The sequence below is a fragment of the Roseobacter insulae genome (assembly GCF_019375555.1).
In the GTDB taxonomy this organism is placed as follows: Bacteria; Pseudomonadota; Alphaproteobacteria; order Rhodobacterales; family Rhodobacteraceae; genus Roseobacter; species Roseobacter insulae.
In genome coordinates, this window is record NZ_JAHXDN010000002.1 from 147,467 (window position 1) to 172,485 (window position 25,019).

23 protein-coding genes, 1 other RNA gene and 1 pseudogene are annotated in these 25,019 nt (G+C 61.8%); 20 read left to right on the forward strand and 5 right to left on the reverse strand.

Annotated elements, in window-relative coordinates; translation table 11 throughout:
• Nucleotides 1–56: 56 nt before the first annotated feature.
• Nucleotides 57–746, reverse strand: coding sequence for a metal-dependent hydrolase (locus KX928_RS06850; RefSeq protein WP_219500411.1), 690 nt, complete (start codon nucleotides 744–746; stop codon nucleotides 57–59).
• Between the two features lie 98 nt (nucleotides 747–844).
• Between KX928_RS06850 and KX928_RS06855 the strand changes: the two genes are divergently transcribed.
• The 9 genes and pseudogenes from KX928_RS06855 (at nucleotide 845) to rpmG (ending at nucleotide 7,170) form a co-directional block, all read left to right on the forward strand.
• On the forward strand, nucleotides 845–1,495 hold the full coding sequence (locus KX928_RS06855) for a ceramidase domain-containing protein (protein WP_219500413.1): 651 nt from the start codon (nucleotides 845–847) through the stop codon (nucleotides 1,493–1,495).
• Nucleotides 1,496–1,530: 35 nt separating this feature from the next.
• Complete coding sequence (gatC, locus tag KX928_RS06860; RefSeq protein WP_219500415.1) at nucleotides 1,531–1,818, forward strand: Asp-tRNA(Asn)/Glu-tRNA(Gln) amidotransferase subunit GatC; 288 nt, start codon at nucleotides 1,531–1,533, stop codon at nucleotides 1,816–1,818.
• Complete coding sequence (gatA, locus tag KX928_RS06865; protein ID WP_219500417.1) at nucleotides 1,818–3,305, forward strand: Asp-tRNA(Asn)/Glu-tRNA(Gln) amidotransferase subunit GatA; 1,488 nt, start codon at nucleotides 1,818–1,820, stop codon at nucleotides 3,303–3,305. The genes gatC and gatA overlap by 1 nt, the downstream gene beginning before the upstream one ends.
• 39 nt (nucleotides 3,306–3,344) lie before the next feature.
• Nucleotides 3,345–4,061, forward strand: a complete 717-nt coding sequence (locus KX928_RS06870) for a hypothetical protein (RefSeq protein WP_219500419.1) — start codon at nucleotides 3,345–3,347, stop codon at nucleotides 4,059–4,061.
• Between the two features lie 5 nt (nucleotides 4,062–4,066).
• On the forward strand, nucleotides 4,067–4,732 hold the full coding sequence (locus KX928_RS06875) for an N-acetylmuramoyl-L-alanine amidase (RefSeq protein ID WP_219500421.1): 666 nt from the start codon (nucleotides 4,067–4,069) through the stop codon (nucleotides 4,730–4,732).
• 95 nt (nucleotides 4,733–4,827) lie between these two features.
• An RNA gene (rnpB, locus tag KX928_RS06880) (RNase P RNA component class A) lies at nucleotides 4,828–5,231 on the forward strand.
• Nucleotides 5,232–5,276: 45 nt separating this feature from the next.
• Nucleotides 5,277–5,462 (forward strand): annotated as a pseudogene (locus KX928_RS06885) (SDR family NAD(P)-dependent oxidoreductase); the annotation flags it as partial.
• 185 nt (nucleotides 5,463–5,647) lie between these two features.
• Nucleotides 5,648–6,829: an ammonium transporter gene (locus KX928_RS06890; protein ID WP_219500423.1), complete on the forward strand. Its 1,182-nt coding sequence runs from the start codon at nucleotides 5,648–5,650 to the stop codon at nucleotides 6,827–6,829.
• Between the two features lie 173 nt (nucleotides 6,830–7,002).
• On the forward strand, nucleotides 7,003–7,170 hold the full coding sequence (rpmG, locus tag KX928_RS06895; protein WP_011454349.1) for a 50S ribosomal protein L33: 168 nt from the start codon (nucleotides 7,003–7,005) through the stop codon (nucleotides 7,168–7,170).
• A 120-nt stretch (nucleotides 7,171–7,290) separates the two neighbouring features.
• On the opposite strand, the gene KX928_RS06900 is transcribed toward rpmG, so the two are convergent.
• From KX928_RS06900 to KX928_RS06910, 3 genes are read right to left on the reverse strand one after another with little or no spacing between them, the layout of a single operon-like run.
• Complete coding sequence (locus KX928_RS06900; protein ID WP_219500425.1) at nucleotides 7,291–8,937, reverse strand: hydantoinase B/oxoprolinase family protein; 1,647 nt, start codon at nucleotides 8,935–8,937, stop codon at nucleotides 7,291–7,293.
• Nucleotides 8,934–10,985, reverse strand: coding sequence for a hydantoinase/oxoprolinase family protein (locus tag KX928_RS06905; protein WP_308342254.1), 2,052 nt, complete (start codon nucleotides 10,983–10,985; stop codon nucleotides 8,934–8,936). The genes KX928_RS06900 and KX928_RS06905 overlap by 4 nt, the downstream gene beginning before the upstream one ends.
• Nucleotides 10,986–11,033: 48 nt before the next feature.
• On the reverse strand, nucleotides 11,034–11,807 hold the full coding sequence (locus tag KX928_RS06910) for a copper chaperone PCu(A)C (RefSeq protein WP_219500429.1): 774 nt from the start codon (nucleotides 11,805–11,807) through the stop codon (nucleotides 11,034–11,036).
• Nucleotides 11,808–11,836: 29 nt separating this feature from the next.
• Here KX928_RS06910 and KX928_RS06915 point away from each other — a divergent pair, with 29 nt between their 5' ends.
• The 6 genes from KX928_RS06915 (at nucleotide 11,837) to KX928_RS06940 (ending at nucleotide 17,939) form a co-directional block, all read left to right on the forward strand.
• Nucleotides 11,837–13,213 (forward strand): hypothetical protein, encoded by a 1,377-nt coding sequence (locus KX928_RS06915; protein WP_373274790.1) that lies wholly within the window; start codon nucleotides 11,837–11,839, stop codon nucleotides 13,211–13,213.
• A gap of 145 nt (nucleotides 13,214–13,358) precedes the next feature.
• The gene (locus KX928_RS06920; RefSeq protein WP_219500434.1) at nucleotides 13,359–14,639 is read left to right on the forward strand and encodes an ABC transporter substrate-binding protein; all 1,281 of its coding nucleotides are present in this window, start codon (nucleotides 13,359–13,361) and stop codon (nucleotides 14,637–14,639) included.
• A gap of 48 nt (nucleotides 14,640–14,687) precedes the next feature.
• Nucleotides 14,688–15,614 carry a branched-chain amino acid ABC transporter permease gene (locus KX928_RS06925; RefSeq protein ID WP_219500436.1) on the forward strand — a complete coding sequence of 309 codons (927 nt, stop codon included), beginning with the start codon at nucleotides 14,688–14,690 and terminating at the stop codon, nucleotides 15,612–15,614.
• Nucleotides 15,611–16,555: a branched-chain amino acid ABC transporter permease gene (locus tag KX928_RS06930; protein ID WP_219500438.1), complete on the forward strand. Its 945-nt coding sequence runs from the start codon at nucleotides 15,611–15,613 to the stop codon at nucleotides 16,553–16,555. Before KX928_RS06925 ends, KX928_RS06930 begins: the two co-directional genes overlap by 4 nt.
• A complete protein-coding gene (locus KX928_RS06935) occupies nucleotides 16,552–17,250 on the forward strand; it encodes an ABC transporter ATP-binding protein (RefSeq protein WP_219500439.1) in 699 nt (232 codons plus the stop codon). The genes KX928_RS06930 and KX928_RS06935 overlap by 4 nt, the downstream gene beginning before the upstream one ends.
• Nucleotides 17,244–17,939, forward strand: coding sequence for an ABC transporter ATP-binding protein (locus KX928_RS06940; protein ID WP_219500440.1), 696 nt, complete (start codon nucleotides 17,244–17,246; stop codon nucleotides 17,937–17,939). The genes KX928_RS06935 and KX928_RS06940 overlap by 7 nt, the downstream gene beginning before the upstream one ends.
• 3 nt (nucleotides 17,940–17,942) lie before the next feature.
• Here KX928_RS06940 and KX928_RS06945 read toward each other — a convergent pair whose 3' ends face one another.
• Nucleotides 17,943–18,374 carry a MarR family winged helix-turn-helix transcriptional regulator gene (locus tag KX928_RS06945; protein WP_219500442.1) on the reverse strand — a complete coding sequence of 144 codons (432 nt, stop codon included), beginning with the start codon at nucleotides 18,372–18,374 and terminating at the stop codon, nucleotides 17,943–17,945.
• Between the two features lie 68 nt (nucleotides 18,375–18,442).
• Here KX928_RS06945 and KX928_RS06950 point away from each other — a divergent pair, with 68 nt between their 5' ends.
• The 5 genes from KX928_RS06950 to KX928_RS06970 are packed head-to-tail and all read left to right on the forward strand — an operon-like array spanning nucleotide 18,443 to nucleotide 24,875.
• Nucleotides 18,443–19,297: an FAD binding domain-containing protein gene (locus KX928_RS06950; RefSeq protein WP_219500444.1), complete on the forward strand. Its 855-nt coding sequence runs from the start codon at nucleotides 18,443–18,445 to the stop codon at nucleotides 19,295–19,297.
• A complete protein-coding gene (locus KX928_RS06955) occupies nucleotides 19,294–22,029 on the forward strand; it encodes a molybdopterin-dependent oxidoreductase (protein ID WP_219500446.1) in 2,736 nt (911 codons plus the stop codon). The genes KX928_RS06950 and KX928_RS06955 overlap by 4 nt, the downstream gene beginning before the upstream one ends.
• Nucleotides 22,026–23,459 carry a 6-hydroxynicotinate reductase gene (locus KX928_RS06960; RefSeq protein ID WP_219500448.1) on the forward strand — a complete coding sequence of 478 codons (1,434 nt, stop codon included), beginning with the start codon at nucleotides 22,026–22,028 and terminating at the stop codon, nucleotides 23,457–23,459. Before KX928_RS06955 ends, KX928_RS06960 begins: the two co-directional genes overlap by 4 nt.
• Entirely contained in the window at nucleotides 23,456–24,301 is an 846-nt protein-coding gene (locus KX928_RS06965) for a UPF0280 family protein (RefSeq protein ID WP_219500450.1), read from the forward strand. Before KX928_RS06960 ends, KX928_RS06965 begins: the two co-directional genes overlap by 4 nt.
• Complete coding sequence (locus KX928_RS06970) at nucleotides 24,294–24,875, forward strand: amino acid synthesis family protein (protein WP_219500452.1); 582 nt, start codon at nucleotides 24,294–24,296, stop codon at nucleotides 24,873–24,875. The genes KX928_RS06965 and KX928_RS06970 overlap by 8 nt, the downstream gene beginning before the upstream one ends.
• The last annotated feature ends 144 nt before the right edge of the window (nucleotides 24,876–25,019 follow it).

Sequence of the window (25,019 nt, forward strand, 5' to 3'; positions counted from 1 at the left end):
ATCCTCATGACCGGGCACCCTTTGCCGGGCGCACGGAGTTTCAGGTTCCGGCGATCCTAGAGCGTGATGGACCGCATCACCTCCGGCTCGATCACGCGAACCGATGGCAGCCCGTCAATCAGTACTTGCGCGGATTGCTCCAGAAACTCAAAGGTGCGGTAATGGCAGGGGATCAGGGTGTTGAAATCGAAGTATTTCTTGGCCGCATAGGCCGCCCCGGCCATGTCCATGGTGAAATGTCCGCCCGCACTTAGAATGCCGATGTCCGGCTTGTAATAGTCGCCGATCCATTCCATGTCGGCCATGATGCCGGTGTCGCCGGACAGGTAGACCGTGTGGCCTTCTGCGCGCAGAATGAATCCGGCCTCGCGGCCTGCAGGTGATGTCGGTGCGCTGGACAGGGTGTTGGAATGCAGGGCGGGGACTATGGAAACCGCGACATCTCCCAGTTGAACAGTGCCCCCCATATTGAACCCGATGACCGAGAGCCCCTCGGTTTCCTCGAAATAGGTCATCAGGTCGTACATGCCGACCGCCGGAGCGGAGAGGGATTTCGACAAGGCCACGACATCCGACGAGTGATCGAAATGCCCGTGCGTGATCAGGATATGTGTCGCCCCCTGCGTTGCCGCATCGTGTTGCTCTTCGGGCAGCATCGGGTTGCCGGTGAGCCACGGATCGATCAGGAGCACCTGGTCCGCCATGTTGATGCGAAAGCTGCCATGTCCCAGCCATGTAATTTCCATTGAACATCTCCCGTTGTGCAATACCTGCAAACTAGCGGGCTTTTGGCGAATGTGGGAGCCTCCGGCGGGGATATTTTTGAACCAGAGAGGCGACGACAGTGAGATGGTACCAGGCCATAGACGGTTATTGCGAGCGTGTCGGGGTTGCCTATTGGGCGGAGCCGATAAATGCCCTGACCAATCTGGCCTTCATCCTGGCCGCGCTGGTGATGTGGCGGCGCAGTGCCGATGAGGGATGGGCGCGACTTCTGAGCGCGGTACTTGGTATCATTGGTATCGGCAGTTTCCTTTTTCACACGCATGCGCAGGTCTGGGCGGCGCTGGCGGATACCGTGCCGATCCTGCTCTTCATCCTGATCTACATATTCGCGATCAACCGGCAGGCGTGGAAACTGTCGCCATGGAGGGCTCTTGGCGTCACCGCATTGTTTTTTCCCTATGCAGGGCTGACTGTGCCTCTGTTTCAAAGGTTTGACGCGCTGGGCGGGTCTGCCGGATATGCGCCGGTGCCGCTTCTCATCGTGATCTACGCGGTCTTGTTGCGTAAAAGAGCGCCCGACCTGGCGGTCGGATTGACCATCGGCGCCGGCATTCTGATTGTCTCTTTGACGTTCAGAACGCTCGATGCGCCGCTCTGCGACCGAGTTCCGATGGGGACGCATTTCATGTGGCATCTGCTCAACGCGGTGATGCTGGGCTGGATGATCGAGGTTTACCTGCGTGCAAGGCTTGGCAAGAACCCTTCATAAGGATAAACGGCGCGGCAAGCAGATGAGGAAAAGTCATGTCGATTGATGAGACCACAGCCGCCCGGGTGGCCAAGCTGGCCCGGATCAAGGTGGAACCGGAGGCGCTGCCGGCGCTGGCGGGGGAGTTCAATACCATCCTGGGCTTTATCGAGCAGTTGAACGAGGTGGATATTGACGGTGTGGCGCCGATGACCTCGGTCACCCCGCAAAGGCTGAAGCGGCGTGCCGATGAGGTGCGTGAAGGCGACCAGCAGGCCAAGATCCTTTCGAATGCGCCCGATGCCAGAGAAGGGTTTTTCGCCGTGCCGAAGGTGGTGGAATAATGACCAGACTGAATGAGTTGGGCCTGAGTGCCGCCCGGGATGCCTTGCGTGCCGGAGAGACAACTTCCAAGGATCTGACCGAGGCCTGTCTGACAGCCATCGAGGCCGCGGGGGCGCTGAATGCATTTGTCCACCAGACCCCGGATCTGGCGCTGGCGCGGGCGGCTGCGGCCGACGACCGGATCGCGCAGGGCGATGCGCCGGCCATGTGCGGCCTGCCCATCGGGATCAAGGATTTGTTCTGCACCAAGGGGGTTCCCAGCCAGGCCGGGTCGCGCATCCTTGAAGGGTTTCTGCCGGAGTACGAATCCACCGTCAGCCAAAATCTTGCAGATGCGGGGGCGGTGATGCTTGGCAAGCTGAACATGGACGAATTCGCGATGGGATCGTCCAACGAAACCTCTGTCTACGGAAACGCGGTAAACCCATGGCGTCGCGGCAACGATGATACGGCACTGACCCCCGGGGGGTCCTCCGGCGGGTCCGCTTCCGCTGTGGCCGCCGATCTCTGCCTTGCCGCAACCGGCACGGATACCGGCGGGTCGATCCGGCAACCGGCGGCCTTTACCGGCACCGTCGGGATCAAGCCAACTTACGGGCGGTGTTCGCGGTGGGGCATCGTCGCCTTTGCATCGTCGCTGGACCAGGCCGGACCGATGACGAAATCGGTGCGTGACGCTGCGATCATGCTTGAAGCGATGTGCGGCCATGACGCAAAGGACAGCACCTCGGCAGATATACCCGTGCCGGATTTCGAAGCGGCGCTGACCGGCGATATCCGGGGCAAGAAGATTGGCATCCCAAAGGAATATCGCATGGACGGTATGCCGGATGCGATCGAAGCGCTCTGGCAGGACGGTATCGCGATGATGAAAGACGCGGGCGCCAGTATCGTCGACATTTCGCTGCCACATACAAAATACGCGCTGCCGGCATACTACGTGATCGCGCCGGCGGAGGCGTCCTCCAACCTCGCGCGCTATGACGGGGTGCGCTATGGTCACCGCGCCAAGCTCGATCAGGGTGACGGCATCACGGAAATGTACGAGAAGACCCGCGCGGAGGGCTTCGGCGACGAGGTGAAACGCCGCGTGATGATCGGCACCTATGTTCTCTCTGCCGGGTTTTACGACGCTTATTACAACCGCGCGCGCCGTGTGCGGACCCTGATCAAGCGCGATTTCGAACAGGTGTTTGCGCAGGGCATCGATGCGATCCTGACGCCAGCCACCCCATCGGCGGCCTTTGGTCTGGGAGAGATGACGGATGCGGATCCGGTGGCGATGTATCTCAATGACGTCTTCACGGTCACGGTGAACCTTGCGGGCTTGCCGGGTATTGCAGTGCCTGCCGGTCTCGACAAGCAGGGGCTGCCGCTGGGCCTGCAACTGATCGGCCAGCCCTGGGCCGAGGCCGATCTGCTCAACACCGCGCATGTGCTGGAAACCGCGGCAGGCTTTGTGGCCAAGCCCGCGAAATGGTGGTAATCTGGTGCGCAACAAGAGCAACGACAGGCAGACATACCGATGACACAGCGCGTCTTAATTGCAGGCTTGGCCTTTGCGGTGCTTTCAGCCTGCGCTCCCCAGGTGCCCGACAGCGGGCAGGGCGTGGGTTTCGACAACTCGCTGGAGGCGCAACAACAACGTGAGGCCGCGCTGGCGCAGGGCACCTATAGGGTGCCCGATACCGTGTTGCCGCCCGACGGATCTGCCGAAGCTACAGCCGCCGAAACCACCCGTATTTTGGCGGCGACGCGCCCCGCTGCGCCCGATGGTGCCGCTCTCAATTCCGGGGTGGCGCCGGTGCAGGCCAGCCCCGCCAATCCGGCGCCCGTGACCCTGGGCAATCCGGGCATCTCCGACGAAAATGATTTTGATGCGGTCGCGGAGCGTCAGACCATCGAAAGCGATGCACAGCGCATTGCCAGCAATGCCGCGCAATACGAGATTGTTCAGCCTGAAGCCCTGCCGGAGCGCAGCGGCAGCGACCAACCGAATATCGTGGCCTTTGCACTGTCGACCAGACATCCCAAAGGGCAAAGTGTGTATGCCCGCGCGGGCTTCGGTGGGGAAGATCGCGCGCGGCGCAACTGTGCCGCCTACCTGTCGCCCGATCAGGCGCAGATCGATTTTCTGGCACGCGGCGGGCCGACACGGGATCGCAAAGGTCTTGACCCGGATGGTGACGGTTATGCCTGTGGCTGGGATCCGGCCCCGTTCCGCAAGGCGTCGAACGGCTGACACGCATGCGCGTGGTACAACACCCCTCGCCCAATTGCGGCCCGCGCCGGAATTGGCAGACGCCGTCTGTGATCGTGATACACTACACCGCGATGAACAGCGCGGACGCCGCGATAGACCGGTTGTGTGACCCCCGGACCGAAGTGTCCGCACATTACGTTATCGCCCGCACCGGCATAGTGACGCAACTGGTGCCGGAGGAGGTTCGCGCCTGGCACGCCGGCGCGGGCGAGTGGCGCGGCCAGGCAGATGTGAACTCCCGGTCCATCGGGATCGAACTGGACAACGCCGGTGGCCATCCTTTTCCCGAAGCGCAGATGCACATGCTGGAAACCCTCCTTGGCAACATCCTGTCACGGTGGCCGGTGTCTCCGGAGGATGTCATCGGCCATTCCGATATGGCTCCGGGGCGCAAATGCGACCCGGGTCCGCGGTTCGATTGGACGCGGCTCGCGCGGCAGGGGCTGGCAGCACGCACCGGCGGTGACACGGGATCGCAAGATCCGACGCCGGGGCAGTTCCGGTCAAAGGCCCGCCGCGCGGGCTACACCGCGGATGTGGATGATGACGCTCTGCTGGCCGCGGTCCGCCTGCGGTTCAGGCCATATGCAACGGGCCCGCTTACCGCCGCCGATGTCTCAGCCCTGCAACACGCGATCCCGGCGCGCTGATCCGCTCTTCTCTGGTTGTCAAATATCCCCGCCGGAGGCTCCCATCGCTTGCAACCCATTGACCCGCCCGCCATTTCGGCGCATGCCATGACCGCGCGGAAGGCTGGATGGCCGCTGCGTCGGGGCGACCCGGCGGGGAGGAAAGTCCGGACTCCAAAAAGCAACGGTGCCGGGTAACGCCCGGGCAGGGCAACCTGACGGAAAGCGCCACAGAAATGAAACCACCTGTCATCAGGTCGGGCAACCGAAACCGATGGCGGGAAAGGGTGAAACGGTGGGGTAAGAGCCCACCGCGCCGCTGGCAACAGCGGCGGCACGGCAAGCCCCACCGGGAGCAATGCCAAATAGGGATCGCGTGTCGCAAGACAGGGCTGCTTTTGCCCCAGCAGATCCGGGTTGGCAGCTAGAGCTCTGGAGGCAACTTCGGGGCAAGAGGAATGGTCATCGATCCAGGGGCATCCCTGGGGGACAGAATCCGGCTTACAGGCCCTCCGCGCGCAGAATTTGGAAGGACATGTCATGCAGCTCGAAAACAAGGTCGTGGTCGTCAGCGGGGGTGCGCGTGGCCGGGCTGTATCAGTCGGGAACCAATACCACGATGTTCGCCAAGGCAGGCGAAGAGGTGCCCAACCACCTGTTCACCGAGCCGGACGATCTGGCGGATGTTGTTGTCTTCATGCTGTCGCGCCCGCCCAAACTGTGGATGCACGACGTGCGCATCGAACTCTAGCAGAGCCCTTTGCGCGATTCCGTGGCGGCTAGTTTTTAACCACGGCTGGTGAAATGCCGCTCAAATTTCAGGCGATATGAGAATCGCCCGCTTCTTGGGCGGTTTTTCACCAAGGTGCTCTTTATTTCGGCATGTCTTTCCGCCACCCCCGCTGGCAATCACGGTTAGGGGGAGAGAACAAAATCATGAGTGGAGCAGACACAGCCTGGATTATCGTTGCCACGGCGTTGGTATTATTCATGACATTACCGGGACTAGCCCTGTTTTACGGCGGGCTGGTGCGGGCGCGCAACGTGCTCAGCGTGTTCATGCAGTGTTTTTCGATTGCCTGTCTGATGAGCATTCTGTGGCTCGCGGCGGGCTATTCCATCGCCTTCGGCGACGGCAACGCCTACTGGGGCGGATTGGGCAAGGCATTCCTGAACGGGGTGACCGCCGACACGCTGGCGGGCACCATTCCCGAAGTCCTCTTCTTCGCCTTCCAGATGACTTTTGCGATCATCACGCCTGCGCTGATCGTCGGGGCCTACGTGGAACGTATCGGATACGGTTTCGTGCTGCTGTTCTCCAGCCTCTGGATGCTGATCTGTTACGCACCTGTGGCCCATTGGATATGGGGCGGCGGTTTGCTGGCCGGTGCCGAATGGTCGCTCTTTTCTGCGGGTGTGAACGATTTCGCGGGCGGCATCGTGGTGCACCAGACGGCAGGTATCGCAGCCCTTGTGCTGGCCGCGATGCTGGGGCCGCGCAAGGGCAAGACTGTGCCACCGCATAACCCCGGGATGGTGATGATCGGGGCCGCAATGCTCTGGGTCGGGTGGTTTGGTTTCAACGGCGGGTCGCAGCTTGCCGCGGATGGCGGGGCCGCGATGGCGCTGACCGTGACGCATATTTCTGCGGCGGCGGCCTCGCTGACATGGGCGGGGTGGGAGAAGCTCCGCTACGGCAAGGCGTCGCTTGTCGGCATGGTAACCGGGACAATCGCGGGCCTTGCCTCGATCACGCCGGCCTCCGGCTCTGTCGGGCCGGTCGAGGCATTGTTTATCGGTGCGGTTGCAGGCGTGATGTGCCAGGAACTGTGTGGCGTGGTGAAGAATGTGCTCAAGATCGACGACACGCTTGATGTCTTTGCGGTGCACGGCGTCGGCGGCATGTTCGGCATTACCATGCTGGCGGTCTTCGGCCATGCCGACTGGGTGGCGCAGCTGGGCGGCCTGGCGGTTGTCGGTATCTGGACGCTGGTTACAACCGTTATCATCATTCTGGTGGTGAAAATGATCATGCCCCTGCGCGTAAGCGACGAAGACGAAACCAACGGTCTGGACCTGAGCGCGCATGGCGAGCGCGCCTATGATATCACGTCCTAGCCGCAATGGACAAAGGCCGGGCGCGTCTGCGTTCCGGCCTTTTTCATCCGGCCCCTGACGAAAGGTCGAAATTGCGCCTTTTGCGGTTGACTCAGCACAACATCCGGGTAAAAGCCGGGCTTCAGGATTCACGCAGCCCCTCACCGGAGCCGGGCCGCAGCAGGAGACTTAACATGGCCAAGCCAACCACGATCAAGATTCGTCTGAACTCCTCGGCGGGGACAGGCCATTTCTACGTCACGAAGAAAAACGCCCGCACCATGACCGAGAAGATGGTCGTGCGTAAGTATGACCCCGTTGCGCGCAAGCATGTGGAATACAAAGAAGGCAAGATCAAGTAAGATCTTCAGCTGGCAAGTCACGCGAAAAGCCGGGCATCATGCGCGGCTTTTTCCGTTATGGAGCCTTGATCGTGACGCCGGATGGGCGCCGGTGGAATAGCGTGCCACGCATTTTGACCGTCAATTCCGCTCCAACCGCGTGTCTTCCGCAATCAGGTCAGTATCGCGCTCCGCCGGATCGCCATAGCCGCCCCCGCCCGGTGTTCTCACCCGGACGCTGTCGCCTTGCTGCAACTGGATATCCTGTTCCTTGGACAAATGCTCGGGAATGTATTTTTTGCCGTCGCGCCAGACCTCGACCTCGTTTGGCGCACCATCCGCGCCGCCAAGTGCGCCCTGCGGACCAAATCTGCCGTGATCCATGACAAAGCTGGCGCGGGCAGTGCCCCGGCGCAACTCGATCTCGTAGTCGAGGCCAAGACCGCCCCGGTGTCGGCCCGCGCCGCCCGATCCTTCCCGCAGCGCGTACCGCCGGTATAGCACCGGGAAATTCTGTTCCATGATCTCCACCGGCGGGGCTTTGGAAATGCCGATGGTTGAGCATCCGTTTGCCAACCCGTCGTGATCGGCGTTGCCGCCGTATCCGCCGCCTGACAGCTGGTACATCACGTAATCGCGTCCAACCGCCGGATCATGCCCGCCAAGCGCAAAATTCCCGCTGGTGCCCGCGGGCGCCGCGGTGACGCGATCGGGCAGGGGCTTGACGAGGGCGGCAAAAACCGCCTCGGCGATGCGCTGGCTGACTTCGGCGGCACAGCCCGACACGGGCCGGGGATACTCCGCGTCCAGAAACGTGCCGCTGGGCCGGATCACCTCGAGCGGTTCAAAGGCTCCCGCGCTGATCGGCACCTCGGGGAAGATATGGCGGATGGCGAGATAAACCGATGACAGCGTGGTTGCGAGAACCGAATTCATCGGGCCGAGGCACGGTGGGCTGCTCTGCGAGAAATCGAATTGCAATCGACCGGGTGTTTTCGTGATCCGCAGCCGGATGGCCAGCGGTTTGTTGATCACGCCGTCGCTGTCGATCCACGCAACAGAGGTATAATCCCCGTCGGGTATTTCATTGATCAGGCTGCGCATCTGGTCGGTAGCCCGTCTGCGCAGTTCGGAAATGGCCTCGCGCACCACATCATCGCCGTACCGGTCCAGCAGCACGTTCAGGCGATCCTCGCCCACCATCAGCGCCGCAGCCTGCGCCTTGACGTCGCCAATGCGCTGGTCGGCCACCCGGATATTGGAACAGATGATGCTGTAGATCTCCTGATCCATGACCCCTTCCTTGAAGAGGCGGACCGGCGGCAGGCGCAGCCCTTCCTGCTCAACGGCTGTTGCAGAGGCGGAAAAGCCACCGGGAACGGACCCGCCGGTATCCGGCCAATGGCCGGTGTTTGACAGCCAGCAGAAGATGCCGCCGTTTCGGTAGAAGGGGCGGGCAAAGCGGACGTCCATCAGATGCGTGCCCCCCAGATAGGGGTCATTCACGATGTAGATGTCATCGGGTTTCGGGGCGGCGACGGTCCCGGCGGCGATCATCTCGATCAGCGTGCGGGTCGAATACTGCATTGTGCCGACGAAGACCGGCAACCCTCCCGCGCCCTGCGCAATAAGCGATCCGTCGTCGGCTGCATATATCCCGTCCGACCGGTCGTTGGCCTCTGCGATGACCGGAGAAAAGGCGGCGCGCGAAAAGCTGAGGTCCATTTCATCACAAACCTGCTGCAGACCGGCCTGGATAACCGACAGGGTGATCGGGTCGATGCTCATGCCGGTCCCCCGATATGAATGAAGAGGTTTCCGTCGGCACCCCCTTTTACCACGTCGCCGGGCGGGATCAGGATGGTGCAATCGGCCTGTTCAATAACGGCAGGACCGCTAAGCGAGACATCTTCGGGCAGATAATCCCGCCAGTAAACCGGCGTTTCATGCGGCCTGCCATCGAAAACCACCGGGCGCGACGCGGTTGGCGTGGCTACTGCCTGCCGGGTTTCCGGGGCCATCAGCCGCGACAGATCAAGCGGTTCACACAGCCCGATGACCGAGCAGTTGAGCGTCACGATGCGGGCGTGGATTTCCTTGAGTTCCACTTTGAAACGGTTCCAGTAAACCTCCTCGAACCGGGCCTGTAGCTCAGGGCGGGTCGGGGTGCCGCTGGTCAGGGGGACGCGCACGACGTGGCTTTGGCCGACAAACTGCATATCGACGCTGAATTCCTGACGAGTCTCGGTGATGGTGACTTTTTCCTGTGCGAGCGCGCCTGCGCCGGCAGCTGCCTGCTGCGCGAAGGTTGCATGCAACATATCCATGTCGGCTGCGTGCAACGGCTGGTTGACCGTCTGGACGTAGTCGTGCCGCAGGTCGGCCACAACGCAGCCAAGCGCGTTTGTCAGACCGGGGCGCGCCGGGATGATAACGCGGGGCACGCCAAGTTCTCGGGCCAGCGCTGCCGCGTGCAGAGGCCCGGCCCCCCCGAAGGCAAAGAGTGCGAAATCACGTGGGTCGGCGCCCAGAGACAGGGACACCATTCGAATGGCGCCCGACATCTTTGCGTTTGCGACCCGTATCACCGCTTCTGCCGCTGCGATGCCATCGACCCCAAGGGGCCGCCCAAGATCACGGTCAAAGACATCGCGGATCGCATCGGGGTCGATACCGCCCTCAACCGATTTCAGTTTCTCCGGATCAAGCCGCCCCAGCAGCAGGTTGGCATCCGAGATGGTCGGTTGCCGACCCCCCTTGCCGTAACAGATGGGGCCGGGGTCCGCGCCCGCGCTTTCAGGCCCGATCTCCAACAGCCCCGCGGCATTGACCCTTGCGATGGAACCGCCACCTGCGCCTACCGTGCGCACATCCACCATGGGAACGTGGATGGGCATCGCGTATTCAACGTCGATCTCGTTGGACACGGGCGGATGTCCGCCGCGTATCAGGGCCACGTCCGTTGAGGTGCCACCCATATCGTAGGTCAGCAAGTTCATCTCGTTTGCGCGCCGTCCGGTGTAGGCTGCCGCCATAACGCCCGAGGCCGGGCCGGACATCACCGTTTTCGCGGCCTCGCGGGCGACAAGACGGGACGACACCATGCCGCCGTTCCCGTTCATCACCAGCACGTCGCCGTCATACCCCTGATGCGCCAGTTCATCGCGCAGCCTTTTCAGGTATCTTTCCAACAGCGGCTGAACCGAGGCATTGACCGCCGCGGTCACCCCGCGCTCATACTCGCGCGTTTCCGACAGCAGGCTGTGCCCGGTCGTGATGTATCCATTGGGCCAGAGCTCCGCGGCGATCTCGGCAGCGCGGATCTCATGCGCCGGGTTGGCGTAAGCGTGCAGGAAGTGGATCACGAGCGCTTCGCAGCCTGCTGATCGCAGCTGTTCAACGGCGCGACGCAGGGCAGCCTCGTCCAGTGGCGTCAGGATCGTGCCCTGCGCATCCATCCGCTCCGGGATTTCGAGGCGCAGATCGCGCGGTATGATCGGGTTGAATTGCCCCTTCATGCCATAGGCTTGCGGTCGGGTTCTGCGCCCCAGTTCGAGTATGTCACGAAACCCCAGTGTCGTGATCAGACCGGTGCGCGCGAGCTTGCGTTCGAGCACGGCATTGGTTGTGGTCGTGGTGCCGTGCACGATCAGATCGATCTGCGCCAGATCCGCCTCTGCCTCGGTCAGCGCGGCCAGAACCCCGAAGGCCTGATTGTCGAGCGTCGTCGGGGTCTTCGCAAAGCGCAGGCCGGTGTGTGTCTCATCCACCATGACCAGATCCGTGAAGGTCCCGCCGACATCTACCCCGATTATTCCGCCGCGTGCCAAATCCAACCCTCATGCGAGATTGCTTGTGTACAAGTAAAGCGTTTGCGAAATGAGCTAGTCAACCACAATCATCGCTGACGCCGTGACAGGGTCTTCATCGACCACATAGGCACGGTGGTCGTTCGTGTTCAGCGTGACGCGTATTTCATGTGTACCTTTTGGCAGGGCACCGACATGCGCTTGGGGAGCATACAACCGGCCCAGCTTCATGCCTCCGACGTAGATGTGCCCATGACCGGTGCCGGGCACATGGTAGAGGCCGACCAGGTCTTCCGAGAATGTGAAGTCGACCGCGGTGACAAGTACTTTCCAGCCCTGGCCGTCAGGTTCAACGGTTAGGTTGATCCGTGGTGCAGGCTCACCCTCGCCGACGATGCAGATGTCGCCGACACCAAAGAGCCCGACATCTGCGGCCTGTCCCGGCGTTGCCGGGTCTGACAGCCGTGCTTTCACGACAACGGGCCCGGCATGTTCGAATGTCAGTGTCAGCGGCACCAACGCACCATCAGAAAGGATGCCCGGTGTGATGCCCAGGCGAATATGCGCACCGTCCAGCGCCAGTGATGACACACCGGTCTGAACGGGCAATCCGCCGTCGGCGGCAGGGTTATACAGCGTCGCGCGCCCTGATGCGCTGCTGACTGCCAGCAGCCTGTCGGGGTCCCCTCTGTTGTCGATGCTGAGGAAAGCGCCCAGCTGCCGATCGTCCAGTGGACGCATCACCGCCTGACCGATCAGGATATCAGAGGCAGGATCCTCGCGTGCAATGACAGCCCAGCCAGCGGCGAAGATCAGCAACAGGATGCCAGTAACACGCAGACCTTTCATCGATGACGTTCCCGGTTATTAATGCGCTTATGAGAGTGCGGAGTTTTCTGTTTTGCGTCAAGCTGGCGCTCTGTGGCCCAACGGTTGCGGGTGCCCATGTGTCGGAACAGGGTTTTGTCCTGCTGTTGCCGACCGATGTTTACATGATGGCCGGGGTGTCGGTGGTGGCTCTTACGGTTCTAGCGCTCTTTGCCGTGCCCGGGAGGGTTGTCTGCCGCCTTTTCAGTGTCCGCAAAGCGACCTTTCCCTCCTGTGCGCTGTGCCGGGACATGACCAGCCTTGCCGCCTTTCTGGCCTTTGCCTTTGCTCTCTACCTTGGTCTGTTCGGGCCGCGAGATCCACTGTCGAACCTGATGCCGCTTGGTTTCTGGACGGTCGGGTGGGTGGTGCTGATCAGCCTGTCCGGGTTTTTCGGGAACCTCTGGGCGTGGCTCAACCCATGGACGGGAATGTACCGGCTGCTGGGGCGCCCTCAACCGCTCGCGACGCTCCCGGACAGGCTGGATCTGTGGCCTGCAATTGCTCTTCTGATCGGATTTGGCGCCTTCCTGCTGGCGGATATCGCGCCTGATGACCCAACGCGTCTTGCCCGCTTCGCGCTGGCTTACTGGTGTCTCACGATGGTGGGGTTGCTGATTTTCGGCCCCAAGTGGCTGAAACATTGCGAACTCGGGCACGGGATTTTCGGGGCCTATGGGCGACTGGCCCCGGTCAGGATGCGCGCACCGGGCGGTCTGGGCGGGCCGGGATGGCAAATTCTGGAACCGGCGGACCTTCGGCTCGCCGGTCTTTTTGCCTTGATCCTCCTCGGGATCGGCAGTTTTGACGGGATAAACGAGACGTTCTGGTGGTTGGCCAGGATCGGCGTGAACCCGCTGGAGTTTCCTGGCAGATCGGCGGTTGTCGCCCCAACCGTGCTCGGATTGATCGCCGCGATTGCGGCGCTTGTTGCGATCTTTGCCCTCGCCGTGTGGCTCGCGGTCAGGATCAGCCGGGAAGAGGTGAGTTTTATGCATGCATTTGGCTGGTTGGCGCTCAGCGTGCTGCCGATCGCCTTGGTCTACCACATTGCGCATTACCTGACCTCCTTCCTGGTGAATATCCAGTACACTCTGGCCGCGCTGAGCGATCCCTTCGCCCGGGGAGCGGACCTGCTCGGGCTGCAGCCCTTTCGGGTGACAACCGGCTTCTTCAACAAGATAACGACCGTAAGGGCGATCTGGATCACGCAGGCAGGTCTGGTGGTGCTGGGTCACGTCTGGTCGATCCTGCTGGCGCATCGCATCGCGATGGATCTGTTTGGCAGCAGTCGGCGCGCCGCCTTGGCCACGCTGCCGCTGTCTTTGTTCATGATAGCCTATACCTTTCTGGGATTGTGGTTGTTGGCGGCGCCAAAAGGAGCATAAAGCAAGTCGAGCGCTCCGCTCAAAAGACGTGTGAAATAAATTTCTGGACAAGTCACATGTATGCAAACAATCATTGATGTCAGTCAAAGCGAGGTCCTGCATGGAACGGGGCCCGAACCAAATGCTGCCAACAGGGAGAGTTGAGATGACTCAAAAACTGATCACAAGCCGGCGTAGTTTGCTGAAGGGCGCCGCGGCCGGCGGGCTGTTGACGGCCTCGCCTCTGGTATCGCGATTTGCCAGTGCGCAATCCTCTGCGCCGATCAAAATCGGCTTCCAACAGCACTCGACCGGTATCGGAGCGGCCTACGGACGCTGGTACGGGCGCACCACCGATGCCGCCACAAAGGCGATCAATGACGCGGGCGGCATTAACGGGCGGCCCGTGGAAATCATTGCCGAAGACGATGGCACAGACCCGAAACGCGGTGCGGAGGTTGTGGAGAAATTCGCCAATCAGCATGGTGCCGACGTCGCCTTCGGCACGCTTTTCAGTCACGTGGTCTACGGCTCCGCGCCGGCGGCTGGTGAGCAGAAAATCCCCTATTTTGTTGTGTCGGAGGGTCATCACGTCGCGTCCGGCAAACTCAATCGCTACACGCTGCAGCCCGGCATCACGGACGTCAAAAGCCAGGTGCAGGCGATGGCCCCATATGTCAGCGAAAACCTCGGCAAGAAAGTGACGATGATCTTCCCCGATTTTGCCTTTGGGCATGATCACCGCGACTTTTTTACGGCAGCTATCGCAGCGCAGGGCGGTGAAGTTCTCGAACATATCGCGATCCCGCCGACCGAGACATCCTTCACCAAGTACTTCCCGAAAATTCCGCGTGATACCGAGGTACTGTACCACGTGATGGTGGGGCCGGCGGTGCTGACCTTCGTGAAGGAACTGGGCGAGTTCTTCGGCCCCTCCAGCCCCGAGATATTCGGCTTCATCGACTCTCTGGAAGCCGTCGACCTCGGCTCACCCGGTCTTGAGTTTCTGGAGGGCACGTATTTCTGGGAAGGCAACCCGCGCTATGCGCAGCCCGACCAGACAAGCTTTGACAGGAATTTCCGCGCCGCGGTGGGCGTCGATGACAATGGCGCGTCGGTTTCAGACCCGTCGGATGTTTCCACGTACTCGCATATGTTCGGGTGCTGGGAGACGCTGCACGTCATCAAGGCCGGAATGGAGGCGGCAGACTATCAGGGTCCGCAGGATCGTCAAAAGCTGATCGAGGCCGTGGAGGCGATGTCGGACATGGCCGAAAGCGATGCGCACCCGCAGGGGCCGAAAGTGTTCAATGGCAAAACCCATCAGGTTTTCGGCAGGCAGTACATCAGCCGCGTGGAGAACGGTAAACTGACCCGCGTACATTCGACCTCCGTCGAGGACACGCTGTACCCGGACGAGGTTGACTATACCACAATGGCATTCTGAGGAGCGCACAGGGGCATCCGCCTTCGAGGAGGATGCCTCGCTGACTTCATGGAATTTGGTCCTCATCTCCTTCTCGCCACATTGGAAGGCGCTGTCGGCGCGGCTGTGCTGGCGCTGACCGCTCTGGGCTTGTCGCTTGTCTTCGGCGTGATGCGGGTCGTGAACGTCGCGCATGGGGAATTCTATATGCTCGGCGCGGTTGTTGCGTGGTTCGTGGCCAGCGCGATGTCTGCCCACCCCGCATTTGGTTTCATGGCGGCGGTTCTCATCGCGCCGGCGATGGCCGGGCTTGTCGCGATTCTGGCGGATCGGCTGGTCCTGAAACGCCTGCACTATGACCCCGAAGCCACGATCGTCGCGACGATCGGCATTCTCTACATCATGCAGCAGACCGCCCTGATGACCTTCGGGCCAGAGGCGCGTCCGGTGGCGCCGCCCTTTAACACACGTATCCCGCTGCCATGGCTGGAATATGGTGAAAACGGCTTCAACCTGTTTTATCCCTGGGGTCTGAGCACAACATCCTACAAGCTCTTCGTTATTGCCGCCGCCGCCGTCATTCTGGTGTCCTTTGCGCTGTTCCTGTCCCGCTCCCGCTTTGGCCTGATCATGCGGGCCACGCAGCTTGACAGGGAAACCGCCCTGACCTTTGGCATCCCGGTGGAGCGGGTCTATTCGCTGGTTTTCGGATTGGGGGCCGCTTTGGCGGCGTTTGCCGCGGTCCTGATCGTGCCGATCCAGCAGGCGCACTACCTGATGGGGGCGGACCCGCTGCTGCTGAGCTTCATCGTCGTGATCATCGGTGGTCTGGGGTCATTGCGCGGCACGGTTGTCGCCGCCCTGCTGATCGGGATGTCGGACGGCATCATCTCGGTCTTTTTCAGCCCGACGCTGGCGAAAATCCTCGCGACGCTGCTGGTTGCACTGGTGCTGGTTTTCCGCCCGCAGGGGCTTTACGGAAAGAAGCGCGCATGAGCCCGTCAGCGCGGTCCTTCCTGTTACATCTGGGTGTGATCGCAGGTCTCTTTGTCTTGTGTTTCACGCTGTCGGATTACCATCAAGGCAATCTTGCGCGGATCATGGTGCTGGCAACCTATGCCATTGGATACAATGTTCTTTTCGGTTACACGGGGCTGCTGAGCCTTGGCCACGCGATGTTCTTTGCTGCCGGGATGTACGGGCTCGGATTGGCCATGCAATACGGCGGGATGTCCCCGGTACCCGCTTTCGCCGTCGGGATACTCACTGCGGCTGTCCTGTCCGTCGTTGTGGGCGTATTGGCGCTGCGAACGATTGGTGTGGCGTTCATGATCGTGACGCTGATGTTCGCGCAATCGGTCTTCCTGATCATCCTATACTTCGGGACATGGACACGGGGCGACGAAGGCTTTGTCATCCCGCAGGCCGCGCGCCAGGTCCTCGGGATGGACCTGACGGACCCGCTGATCCGGTATCTTGCGGCCCTGCTGCTCTTTTCGTCCGCATTGCTGATCACCGCGCGGATGATGCAGGTGCGTTTCGGGCGCGTGTTGATCGCGGTGCGGGAAAACGAAGAGCGTACCCAAATGCTGGGTTATGATGTTTTCCGTCACAAGTTTCTTGCCGTCTTGATTTCCGGCAGCATCTCGGGCGCGGCAGGGGCCGCATACGGGTTGTTGTTCGGCTATGTCGGCGCGACCTTCGCTTCCGTGCAATACTCCATCTTTCCCCTCCTCTGGGTGCTGTTGGGCGGGGCGGGAACAACAATCGGGCCGTTGGTCGGAGCAGTCTTCATGTTCTACCTGATCGACTATTCGAGCGGCTTCACAAATGCCTATATGCTGATCGCGGGGCTGGCATTGGTGCTGCTCGTCCTGTTTGCCCGTGCCGGGATCATGGGCGAGGTGCGCAGACGCTGGGCGCCGTGGTTGCCATGATGTTGCTTGAAACGAAGCTGCTGACAAAGATTTACGGGGGCCTGACCGCGGTGGAAGCGGTTGATTTTTCGTTGCGGCAGGGGCTTGTCCATGCGCTGATCGGACCTAACGGTGCAGGAAAGAGCACCTTTGTCGGCATGGTGTCAGGACGCACTCCCGCCACTTCGGGTGAGGTCTGGTTCGACGGGCAGAACATCAGCGCGTGGCCTGCCCACAAGCGGATGCGGTTGGGCATGGCCTATACTTTCCAGATCACCGCCATTTACGCCCGCCTCAGCCTGTTCGAAAACATCGCGCTGGCGCAAGGAATGCGCGATCAGGACGCGGCCCTCGACGCCCTGGGCCGCGTGGGTCTGGATGAGCGCCTCGATCAATTGGCCGGCGATCTCTCCTACGGGCACCAGCGGCTTCTGGAATTCGCAATGGGTGTGGCGCAATCGCCGCGGCTGCTGATCTTGGATGAGCCGACGCAGGGTCTGTCAGAAAGCGAGATTGCCGGTTTCAACACGCTGATCCGCAGTCTCGCAGGTGAAACAACGATCTTGTTGATCGAGCACAACATGGACGTTGTGATGTCTCTGGCGGATGAAGTCACCGTGTTGCAACAGGGGCGTGTGCTGTCTTCCGGCACCCCGGAAACCGTGAGCGCCGACCCCTTGGTGCAGGACGCCTACCTTGGACGTGAAACATGCTGAAGCTGGAAGGGGTCAGTACCGGCTACGGGCCCGTGCAGGTGCTCTACGGTGTCGATCTCGAGGTGCAGCGGGGTGAAGTGCTGTGCTTGCTGGGACGCAATGGTGCGGGCAAGACGACAACGCTCAAGGCGATCATGGGGTTGCTTGCGCTGCACGCGGGTGCGATTTCGCTGAATGGTCACGACCTCAGCGCATTGCCGGCTCACGATGTGCCGAAACAGGGGATTGGCTATGTCCCGCAGGGGCGCCGCTTGTTTGCAGAACTTACGGTTGCGGAAAACATCGATATCGGGCTGATGACCCGCAACAAGGGACCTGCAACCCGTGACCGGGTTCTGGAGATGTTTCCGAGGCTGCGGGAACGTCTTGCGCAGCGGGCCGAAACCCTGTCGGGGGGGGAACAGCAGATGCTCGCCACGGCCCGGGCCCTGTGTCTGGAGCCTTCGGTCCTGTTGCTGGATGAACCGACCGAAGGCTTGCAGCCATCGATGATCCGGTTGATCCGCGAAACGGTCGAGGCGATGCGGCGCGAGGGGGTTGCCATTGTTCTGGTGGAGCAGCGTATCGAAGCGGTTCTGACGCTCTCTGACCGTGTCGCGTTCATCGAAAACGGCCGCAGCAGGGAGGTGGTCGACACCAAAACGCTGGATCGCACCTCGGCCTTGTTCAAGAAATACGTCGGGGTCTGAGAGCTAGACCAGCTTGGCAAGCAAGGCTTCGAAGGCCCTCGCTTCTTCTTCCGTCAAGGGGGAAAGAGTTTCGACCCGCGCATCCAATGCGCCGCCAAGCGCCCGTTCGAACACCTCGCGTCCCTTGTCTGACAACTCGACCAGCCGCAGGCGCTGGTCCGACAGATCGGCACGCGAACTCACAAGATCTTTTGCCTTCAGTCGCTCCACGACACCCTTGATCGTTGCGCTGTCCATTGCTGTCAGCCGACCCAGCCGATTTTGCGACAATGCCCCGAATTCATAAAGGCGGGCCAGAGCCGCGAACTGCGTGGGTGTCAGCCCCTCGACCAGGCGCGAAAAAATAGCCACATGCCGCTGGTTTGCACGCCGCAGATTGAACCCGGCCTGTTCCGATAAGCGGTAGGCATCAATGTCGGTCGGTTTTGTGCTCATGTGATTTTATTGACAGCTTGCGCGGCCTGCCGCAACATCTGTTTGTATACGAGCAATCTCGGTGAATCATGACGCACCCCGCAAAGTACCTCAGACCATCGGATGTGCAGCACGCCCTACAGGCGCTGAAGCAGAATGATCTGACGATTGCGGCAGGATGCACCGACCTGTTCCCGGCAACCGAACGCAAGATATTGCCGGGCGATATTCTCGACGTGACAGGTGTATCAGAGCTGCGGGGCATCCGGATGTCGGACGCGGGTCTGTGGATTGGCGCCACCACCACCTGGCGCGATATCGTCGAGGCCGATCTTCCAGCTGCCCTTGCCGGTTTGCAGCTTGCGGCGCGTGAAGTGGGCGCCTTGCAGATACAAAACAGGGGCACCATCGCGGGAAACCTGTGCAATGCATCGCCCGCGGCTGATGGTGTGCCCCCGCTCTTGACCCTTGATGCGGAGGTTGTTCTGTCCTCGCTCCGCGGGACACGGCAGGTGCCTTTGCGGGATTTCATTGTTGGTCCCCGGCGCGTTATGCGCGATGCCGACGAGCTTCTGACGCATGTATTCATCCCGCGTGCCGCCCTGAGCGGGCGGGGTGCTTTTCTCAAGCTCGGAGCCCGCAAGTACCTCGTGATCTCCATCGTCATGGTGGCCGCACGTGTCGAGGTCGTCGAGGGGGCGGTCACTGCTGCGGCGCTGTCGGTTGGCGCCTGTGGGCCCGTTGCCACCCGTTTGCCGGACCTCGAAGGCGAACTGATCGGGCACCCGCCATCAGGCCATGTGGTCACGCAGGAAAAGGTTGCAGCCGTGCTTGCGCCGACCAGCGACATTCGGGCAGATGTCGCCTACCGTATCCACTCCGCAACCGAATTGCTGCGGCGTGTTCTTGATGATCTGGGAACACAGGTTGATCAGGCCGCATGACCGCGCACGAACAGCATATCGCCTTCACGGTCGGTGGGCAGCCACATGCGGTTTTTGCCTCACCGGGCGCGCGATTGTCAGAAGTCTTGCGTGACCATCTTGGTCTGAAAAGTGTCAAGGTTGGCTGTGACGCGGGGGACTGCGGGGCCTGCACCGTGCTGGTGGATGGCAGGCAGCACTGCGCCTGCCTTATACCGGTCGCTCAGATCAGCGGGTGCAATGTCGAAACGCTTGAAACCGCGGAACCAGACTTGCGAAGCCGGTTGCAGAAGGCATTCCTTGCCCACGGGGCCGCGCAATGCGGGATTTGCACGCCCGGCGTCATGATGGCTGCGATGGAACTGTTGCAGATCACACCGCTGCCGACGGAGGCTCAGGTTGAAACAGCCCTTAGTGGCGTTTTGTGCCGGTGCACGGGGTACCGCAAGATCGTCACGGCGGTCGTGGCGACAAACAGGACCTTGCCGGACAGCGTGCGCCCCCTGCCGGGCGCGTCCGTGGGCGCGCGCCTGCCTCGCCTCGACGGGCAGCCCAAGGTGGATGGGTCGGAAATCTTTGGCGCCGACTACGCCCCCGAGGGCACCCTGTTGATCAGAGCGGTGCGGTCCCCGCATTTTCATGCTGATTTCGTGTTGGGCGACGTGACCGCATGGGCGGCGGCGCGCAGCGGCATCGTTGCGGTGATGACATCTGCCGACATTGCAGGGGTCAATGCCTTTGGCGTCATACCTCCGCTCGCGGATCAACCCGCACTGGCGGAATGCACCGTGCGCTATCTGGGAGAGCCGGTGGCGCTGGTGGTCGGGGACGCGGCCCGCGTCGAAGCCCTCGACCTTGGGGATTTTCCGGTAACATGGTCGCCCAGGCCACATGTGCTGACCGAAGCAGAGGCAGGTGGCGCGCAGGCACCCCAGCTCCACGCTCACCGGCCAGAAAACACCCTCATCCGTGGCAGGGTCGTTTCCGGTGCACCGCAGGAGGCCTTGCGCGCCTCGGCGCACAGGGTGACAGGAGAGTTCCGGACCGCCTATGTCGAGCACGCCTACATCGAGCCGGAGGCCGGTGTGGGGTGGTTGGAAGGCGACACGCTTGTCATTCAGGCCTGTACACAAGCACCGGTGATGGACCGGGACGACACGGCGAGAGTTCTTGGTTTGCCGCCTGAACGGGTTCGTATCATTCCGGCCGCTGCGGGTGGGGGATTCGGGGCAAAGCTCGATTTGTCCGTGCAACCTCTCATCGGGTTGGCTGTTCTGAAGACCAAAAGGCCCTGTCGGATGGTGTTCTCCCGCAATGAATCCATGCGGTCCAGCACCAAGCGACACCCCGGCACGATGACCGCGACAATCGGTGCCGATGAACAGGGCAAGATCACCGGGATGACTTTCCACGGCGATTTCAATACCGGGTCCTATGCCAGTTGGGGGCCGACAGTGGCCACGCGGGTGCCGGTACACGCCTGTGGTCCTTACAAAACGCCCAATTACCGCGCGACCAGCCGGGCGATCCACACGCATGGCCCGACAGCAGGTGCGTTCAGAGGTTTCGGCGTCCCGCAAGCCGCAATCTGCCAGGAGATGCTGTATGACGAGCTGGCGGAAAAATGTGCGCTGGACCGACTGGAGTTCCGCAAACGCAACGCGCTGGTGGATGGTGACACGACACCCTGCGGACAGAAGCTCGACGCCGTTGGGATCAAAGAGTGCCTCGATGCGCTGCAACCACACTGGCACCGCGCGGGTAAAGACGCGGCATCCTTCAATGCAGGCTCTGATGACAGGAAACGCGGCGTGGGTATTGCGTCGTGCTGGTACGGCTGTGGCAATACGGCACTGCCCAATCCGTCAACCATTCGACTTGGCATCACACCCGCCGGCGCCCTGCGCCTGCATCAGGGTGCAACCGACATCGGGCAGGGAGCAAATACGGTGATCGCGCAGATCGCGGCGGATGCGCTTGGTGTTGCCATCCACCGGGTCGAAATTGTCGGCCCGGATACAGGGATGACGCCTGATTGCGGCAAAACCTCCGCCTCGCGGCATACTTTCATCACCGGCAGGGCGGCGGAGGCGGCCGGCCGCGCACTGCGCGCCGAGATCCTTCGACTGACCAACCTGTCGGAGGCAGCTCAAATCATCGTTGCACCGGGTGAGGTGCGCGTCACCGAGGGGCGGTCGAGCCGCACGGTCACCCTGTCTGATCTTGATGTGGACGCATTCGGATATGCTTTGCGGGCAGAGGAAACATACGACCCGCCGACAACTGCGCTGGATGAAGACGGCCAGGGCACGCCCTACGCGGTTTACGGATACGGTGCCCAGATGGCCGAGGTGGAGGTCGATCTGAAACTGGGCACAACGCGCGTGCTCAGGATCACGGCTGCGCATGATCTGGGGCGCGCGATCAATCCGCTGCTCGCCGAAGGCCAGATCGAAGGGGGGATCGCACAGGGGCTCGGGCTTGCCCTGATGGAGGAATTCATTCCGGGCCGCACGGAGAACCTGCACGACTATCTGATCCCGACCATTGGCGATATGCCGGAGGTCGTCTCGATCCTTGTTGAAAAACCTGATCCGGAAGGACCAATGGGGGCAAAAGGGTTGGGCGAGCATGTGCTCATTCCAACCGCCCCGGCGATTTTGAACGCCATCCGGCATGCCTCGGGCGCCCGGATCACCAACCCGCCCGCCTTGCCGCATCGGGTGCTTGCCGCGCTTCGGGAAAGATCATGAGCCGCCCCGAAAAAATCCGCTGCGATGCCTGTCCCGTGATGTGCTACATTGCGGACGGTCAGGCCGGTGCCTGTGATCGCTATGCCAACGAGGGCGGGAAAATCATCCGCTGCGATCCGTTGACCATCCTCGACCGCCGGATTGAAAAAGGCGACGAGATCAAACCGTTTCTGACGGCGGACTGGGATGGGTACATGGCCTCCGGAGAGGACGTTGTCGTCTCGGCCATCGGTGCCGGCACCACCTATCCGGATTACAAGCCAGCGCCGTTCATCGTCAGCCGGAAGATCGACGGGGTAGATTGCGTCACCGTTGTGACCGAGGCGATTTTTTCCTACTGCGGTGTCAAGGTGAAGATCGACACGGATCGGCATCTTGGACGCGAGGCTGCCACCGTGCGCTGTGAGGGCGAGAACATTGGCCATGTCATGACTTCGGAATATGGCTCGCAGATGCTGTCGCTTGGCGGCGTGGATCACCTGACCGGCGGGACAAAAGCGGAAGGCCGCAAAACCTGCGATGCGCTTTTGCGGCTGTGCAACAAGGAAGCGGTCGAGCTTACCGTGGATGGGGGCTCTGCCGTCGTGGTTCAGGCCGATGCCCCCCCGATCGTGGACGGCGCGGCAGAAGAACGCATGCGGGTTGGTTGCGGGTCCGCGACGATCGGCATGTTTGCCTCGCAATGGCGGGGGCTGGTGGACGAGGTTGTGGTCGTTGACGATCACATTACCGGGGTTGTGTCAGAACATCAGGCCGGCAAGGTCATCAACTGGCCAGAGACGGGTATCCGTATCCTCGGACATCGCTCCACGCCCGGGCGGTACTTTCGGGTTGCCGGGCCGGGCATGGGCTGGGGTGGCACGGACATCAAGGATCCGCTCACCATCCTGGGTCCGTGGCGGGGCCCGAAAGGCGCGCGCGCCGGTCTGAGTTTGCTCATGGTGTCCACGACCGGAGAGCATTTTGGATATTTTGTCCTGAACGAAGACCTGGAGCCGGTGGCGCATCCGATGCCCGCAGAGTTGCAACCTTCGGTCGATCTCATCGCGCAAAACTGCGAACCTGCACGCTGTACCGTCCTGTTCATGGGGGGAGCAGGCGGGTCGCTGCGGTCCGGTGTGACGCAAAATCCGATCCATCTTACCCGATCAGTACATGCGGAAAAAACCCGCGTGACAGTGGGCGGCGCGCCGGTTTACGTCTGGCCGGGAGGCGGCATCACAATCATGGTGGATGTATCGGTGCTGCCCGATGGCGCGTTTGGTTACGTGCCGACACCGGCGCTAGTTGCGCCCCTGGAGTTTACCGCTACACGGGACGATTATCTTTCGCTGGGCGGACACGAGGCCGCGATACGGGATCTCAAGGACGTGCTGTCAAGCGGTGGCGACTATGGCGCAGACAGCCGGGTCTTGGGAACATCGCGATGACGCAAGCACCGCAGATCGCACTGCTGCCGGACAAGAAACGCCTGCATTTGCAGCATGGGCCGATAGACCTGATCATCGAGGTATGGGGGCCTGAGCGCACCGCCTGCTACGCCGCTGCGATTGAGAGGTTCGAAAGCATTCTCACCGGGCTGGTGTCCGAGTTGCCGCTCTTGCGCCGCCCGGGTGGGGCGAACAGCCGGTTTACCGATCCGGTGGCCCGGCGCATGGCTGCGGCTGTCGCCCCCTTTGGCGATGCGTTCGTGACCCCGATGGCCGCCGTTGCCGGGGCCGTGGCCGATGAGATTCTCGGCGCGATGCTGCGGGGCCGCGCGGTGTCCAAGGCGTATGTCAACAATGGCGGAGATATCGCCTTTCACATCGCGGGCGCGCAGTCATTTACATCGCTCAGCCCGGCAGGAAAGATCATCGTTACGGACAGGGACCCTGCCCGTGGGGTGGCCACGTCGGGCTGGCGTGGCCGCAGTCACTCGCTGGGCATTGCAGATGCGGTTACGGTCGTGGCTGACTGCGCGGCACAGGCCGATGTGGCGGCGACGCTTATTGCCAATGCCGTTGACATACCCTCCCACCGCGCAATCGAGCGCCTCCCGGCCAGCGATCTCGCGCCGGACAGCGATCTGGGCACGCGCCCGGTGACCGTCGCCGTCCCCGCCTTGTCTGAAAGTGAAAAACGGCAGGCGCTGGATTCCGGACTGACCGCGGCAAGGGAGTTTCACAGGCGGGGGCTTATCGCCGATGCGAGCCTGTTGCTGCAAGGGCGCTGCGTCGGGCTGCAAGGGGTTCCAGACACCACAGTAACAAAAGGATTGGCCGATGCCTGATTTCCCGGTTCGTAAAATGCAGCTCATCGTCGAAGACGTTCATCACGATGGCGGGCCTGCGCCCGATGCACCGCGCCGCCTTGGCGCGATGATTGCATGCGTGAGGAACCCCTTCGCTGGCGTTTACGAGCCTGATTTGCAGTCTGCAATGGACAGCCTCAAGCCATTGGGCGCCGAAATGAGCGAGCGACTGATCGCGGCGCTGGGGGGCAAGGCAGCGGTTGATGGGTATGGCAAGGGGGCGATTGTCGGCGAGGCGGGCGAGCTGGAACACGCGGCCTTGTGGCACGTTCCCGGAGGCTACGCGATGCGCGGCCTCTTGGGGCAATCCAACGCCATCGTGCCCTCCTGCATGAAACGGGGTGGTGTCGGGACGCGGCTGGACATTCCGCTGGGGCATATCAACGCGGCTTATGTGCGCAGTCATTTCGATGGCATCGAAGTCGGCCTGCCCGATGGTCCGAAAGCAGACGAAGTAGTGTTTGCCCTTGCGATGTCCTGCGGTGGCCGTGTGCACAGCCGCATGGGCGGGCTGGAAGCATGGGACGTGACCGGGAAAGACGGGTTACGCTGATCCAGCCGGGCCAGCCCCCGCCGACAATGGTTGACATCGGCCGCCACCCAGGGTGGTTGGCGAGTCACAATGCTGCTGATCTGTCGCATCAGCGCTTGGATCAAGGGATATGGCAAAGAAAAAGCCCGCCAAACTCCGGGTTTG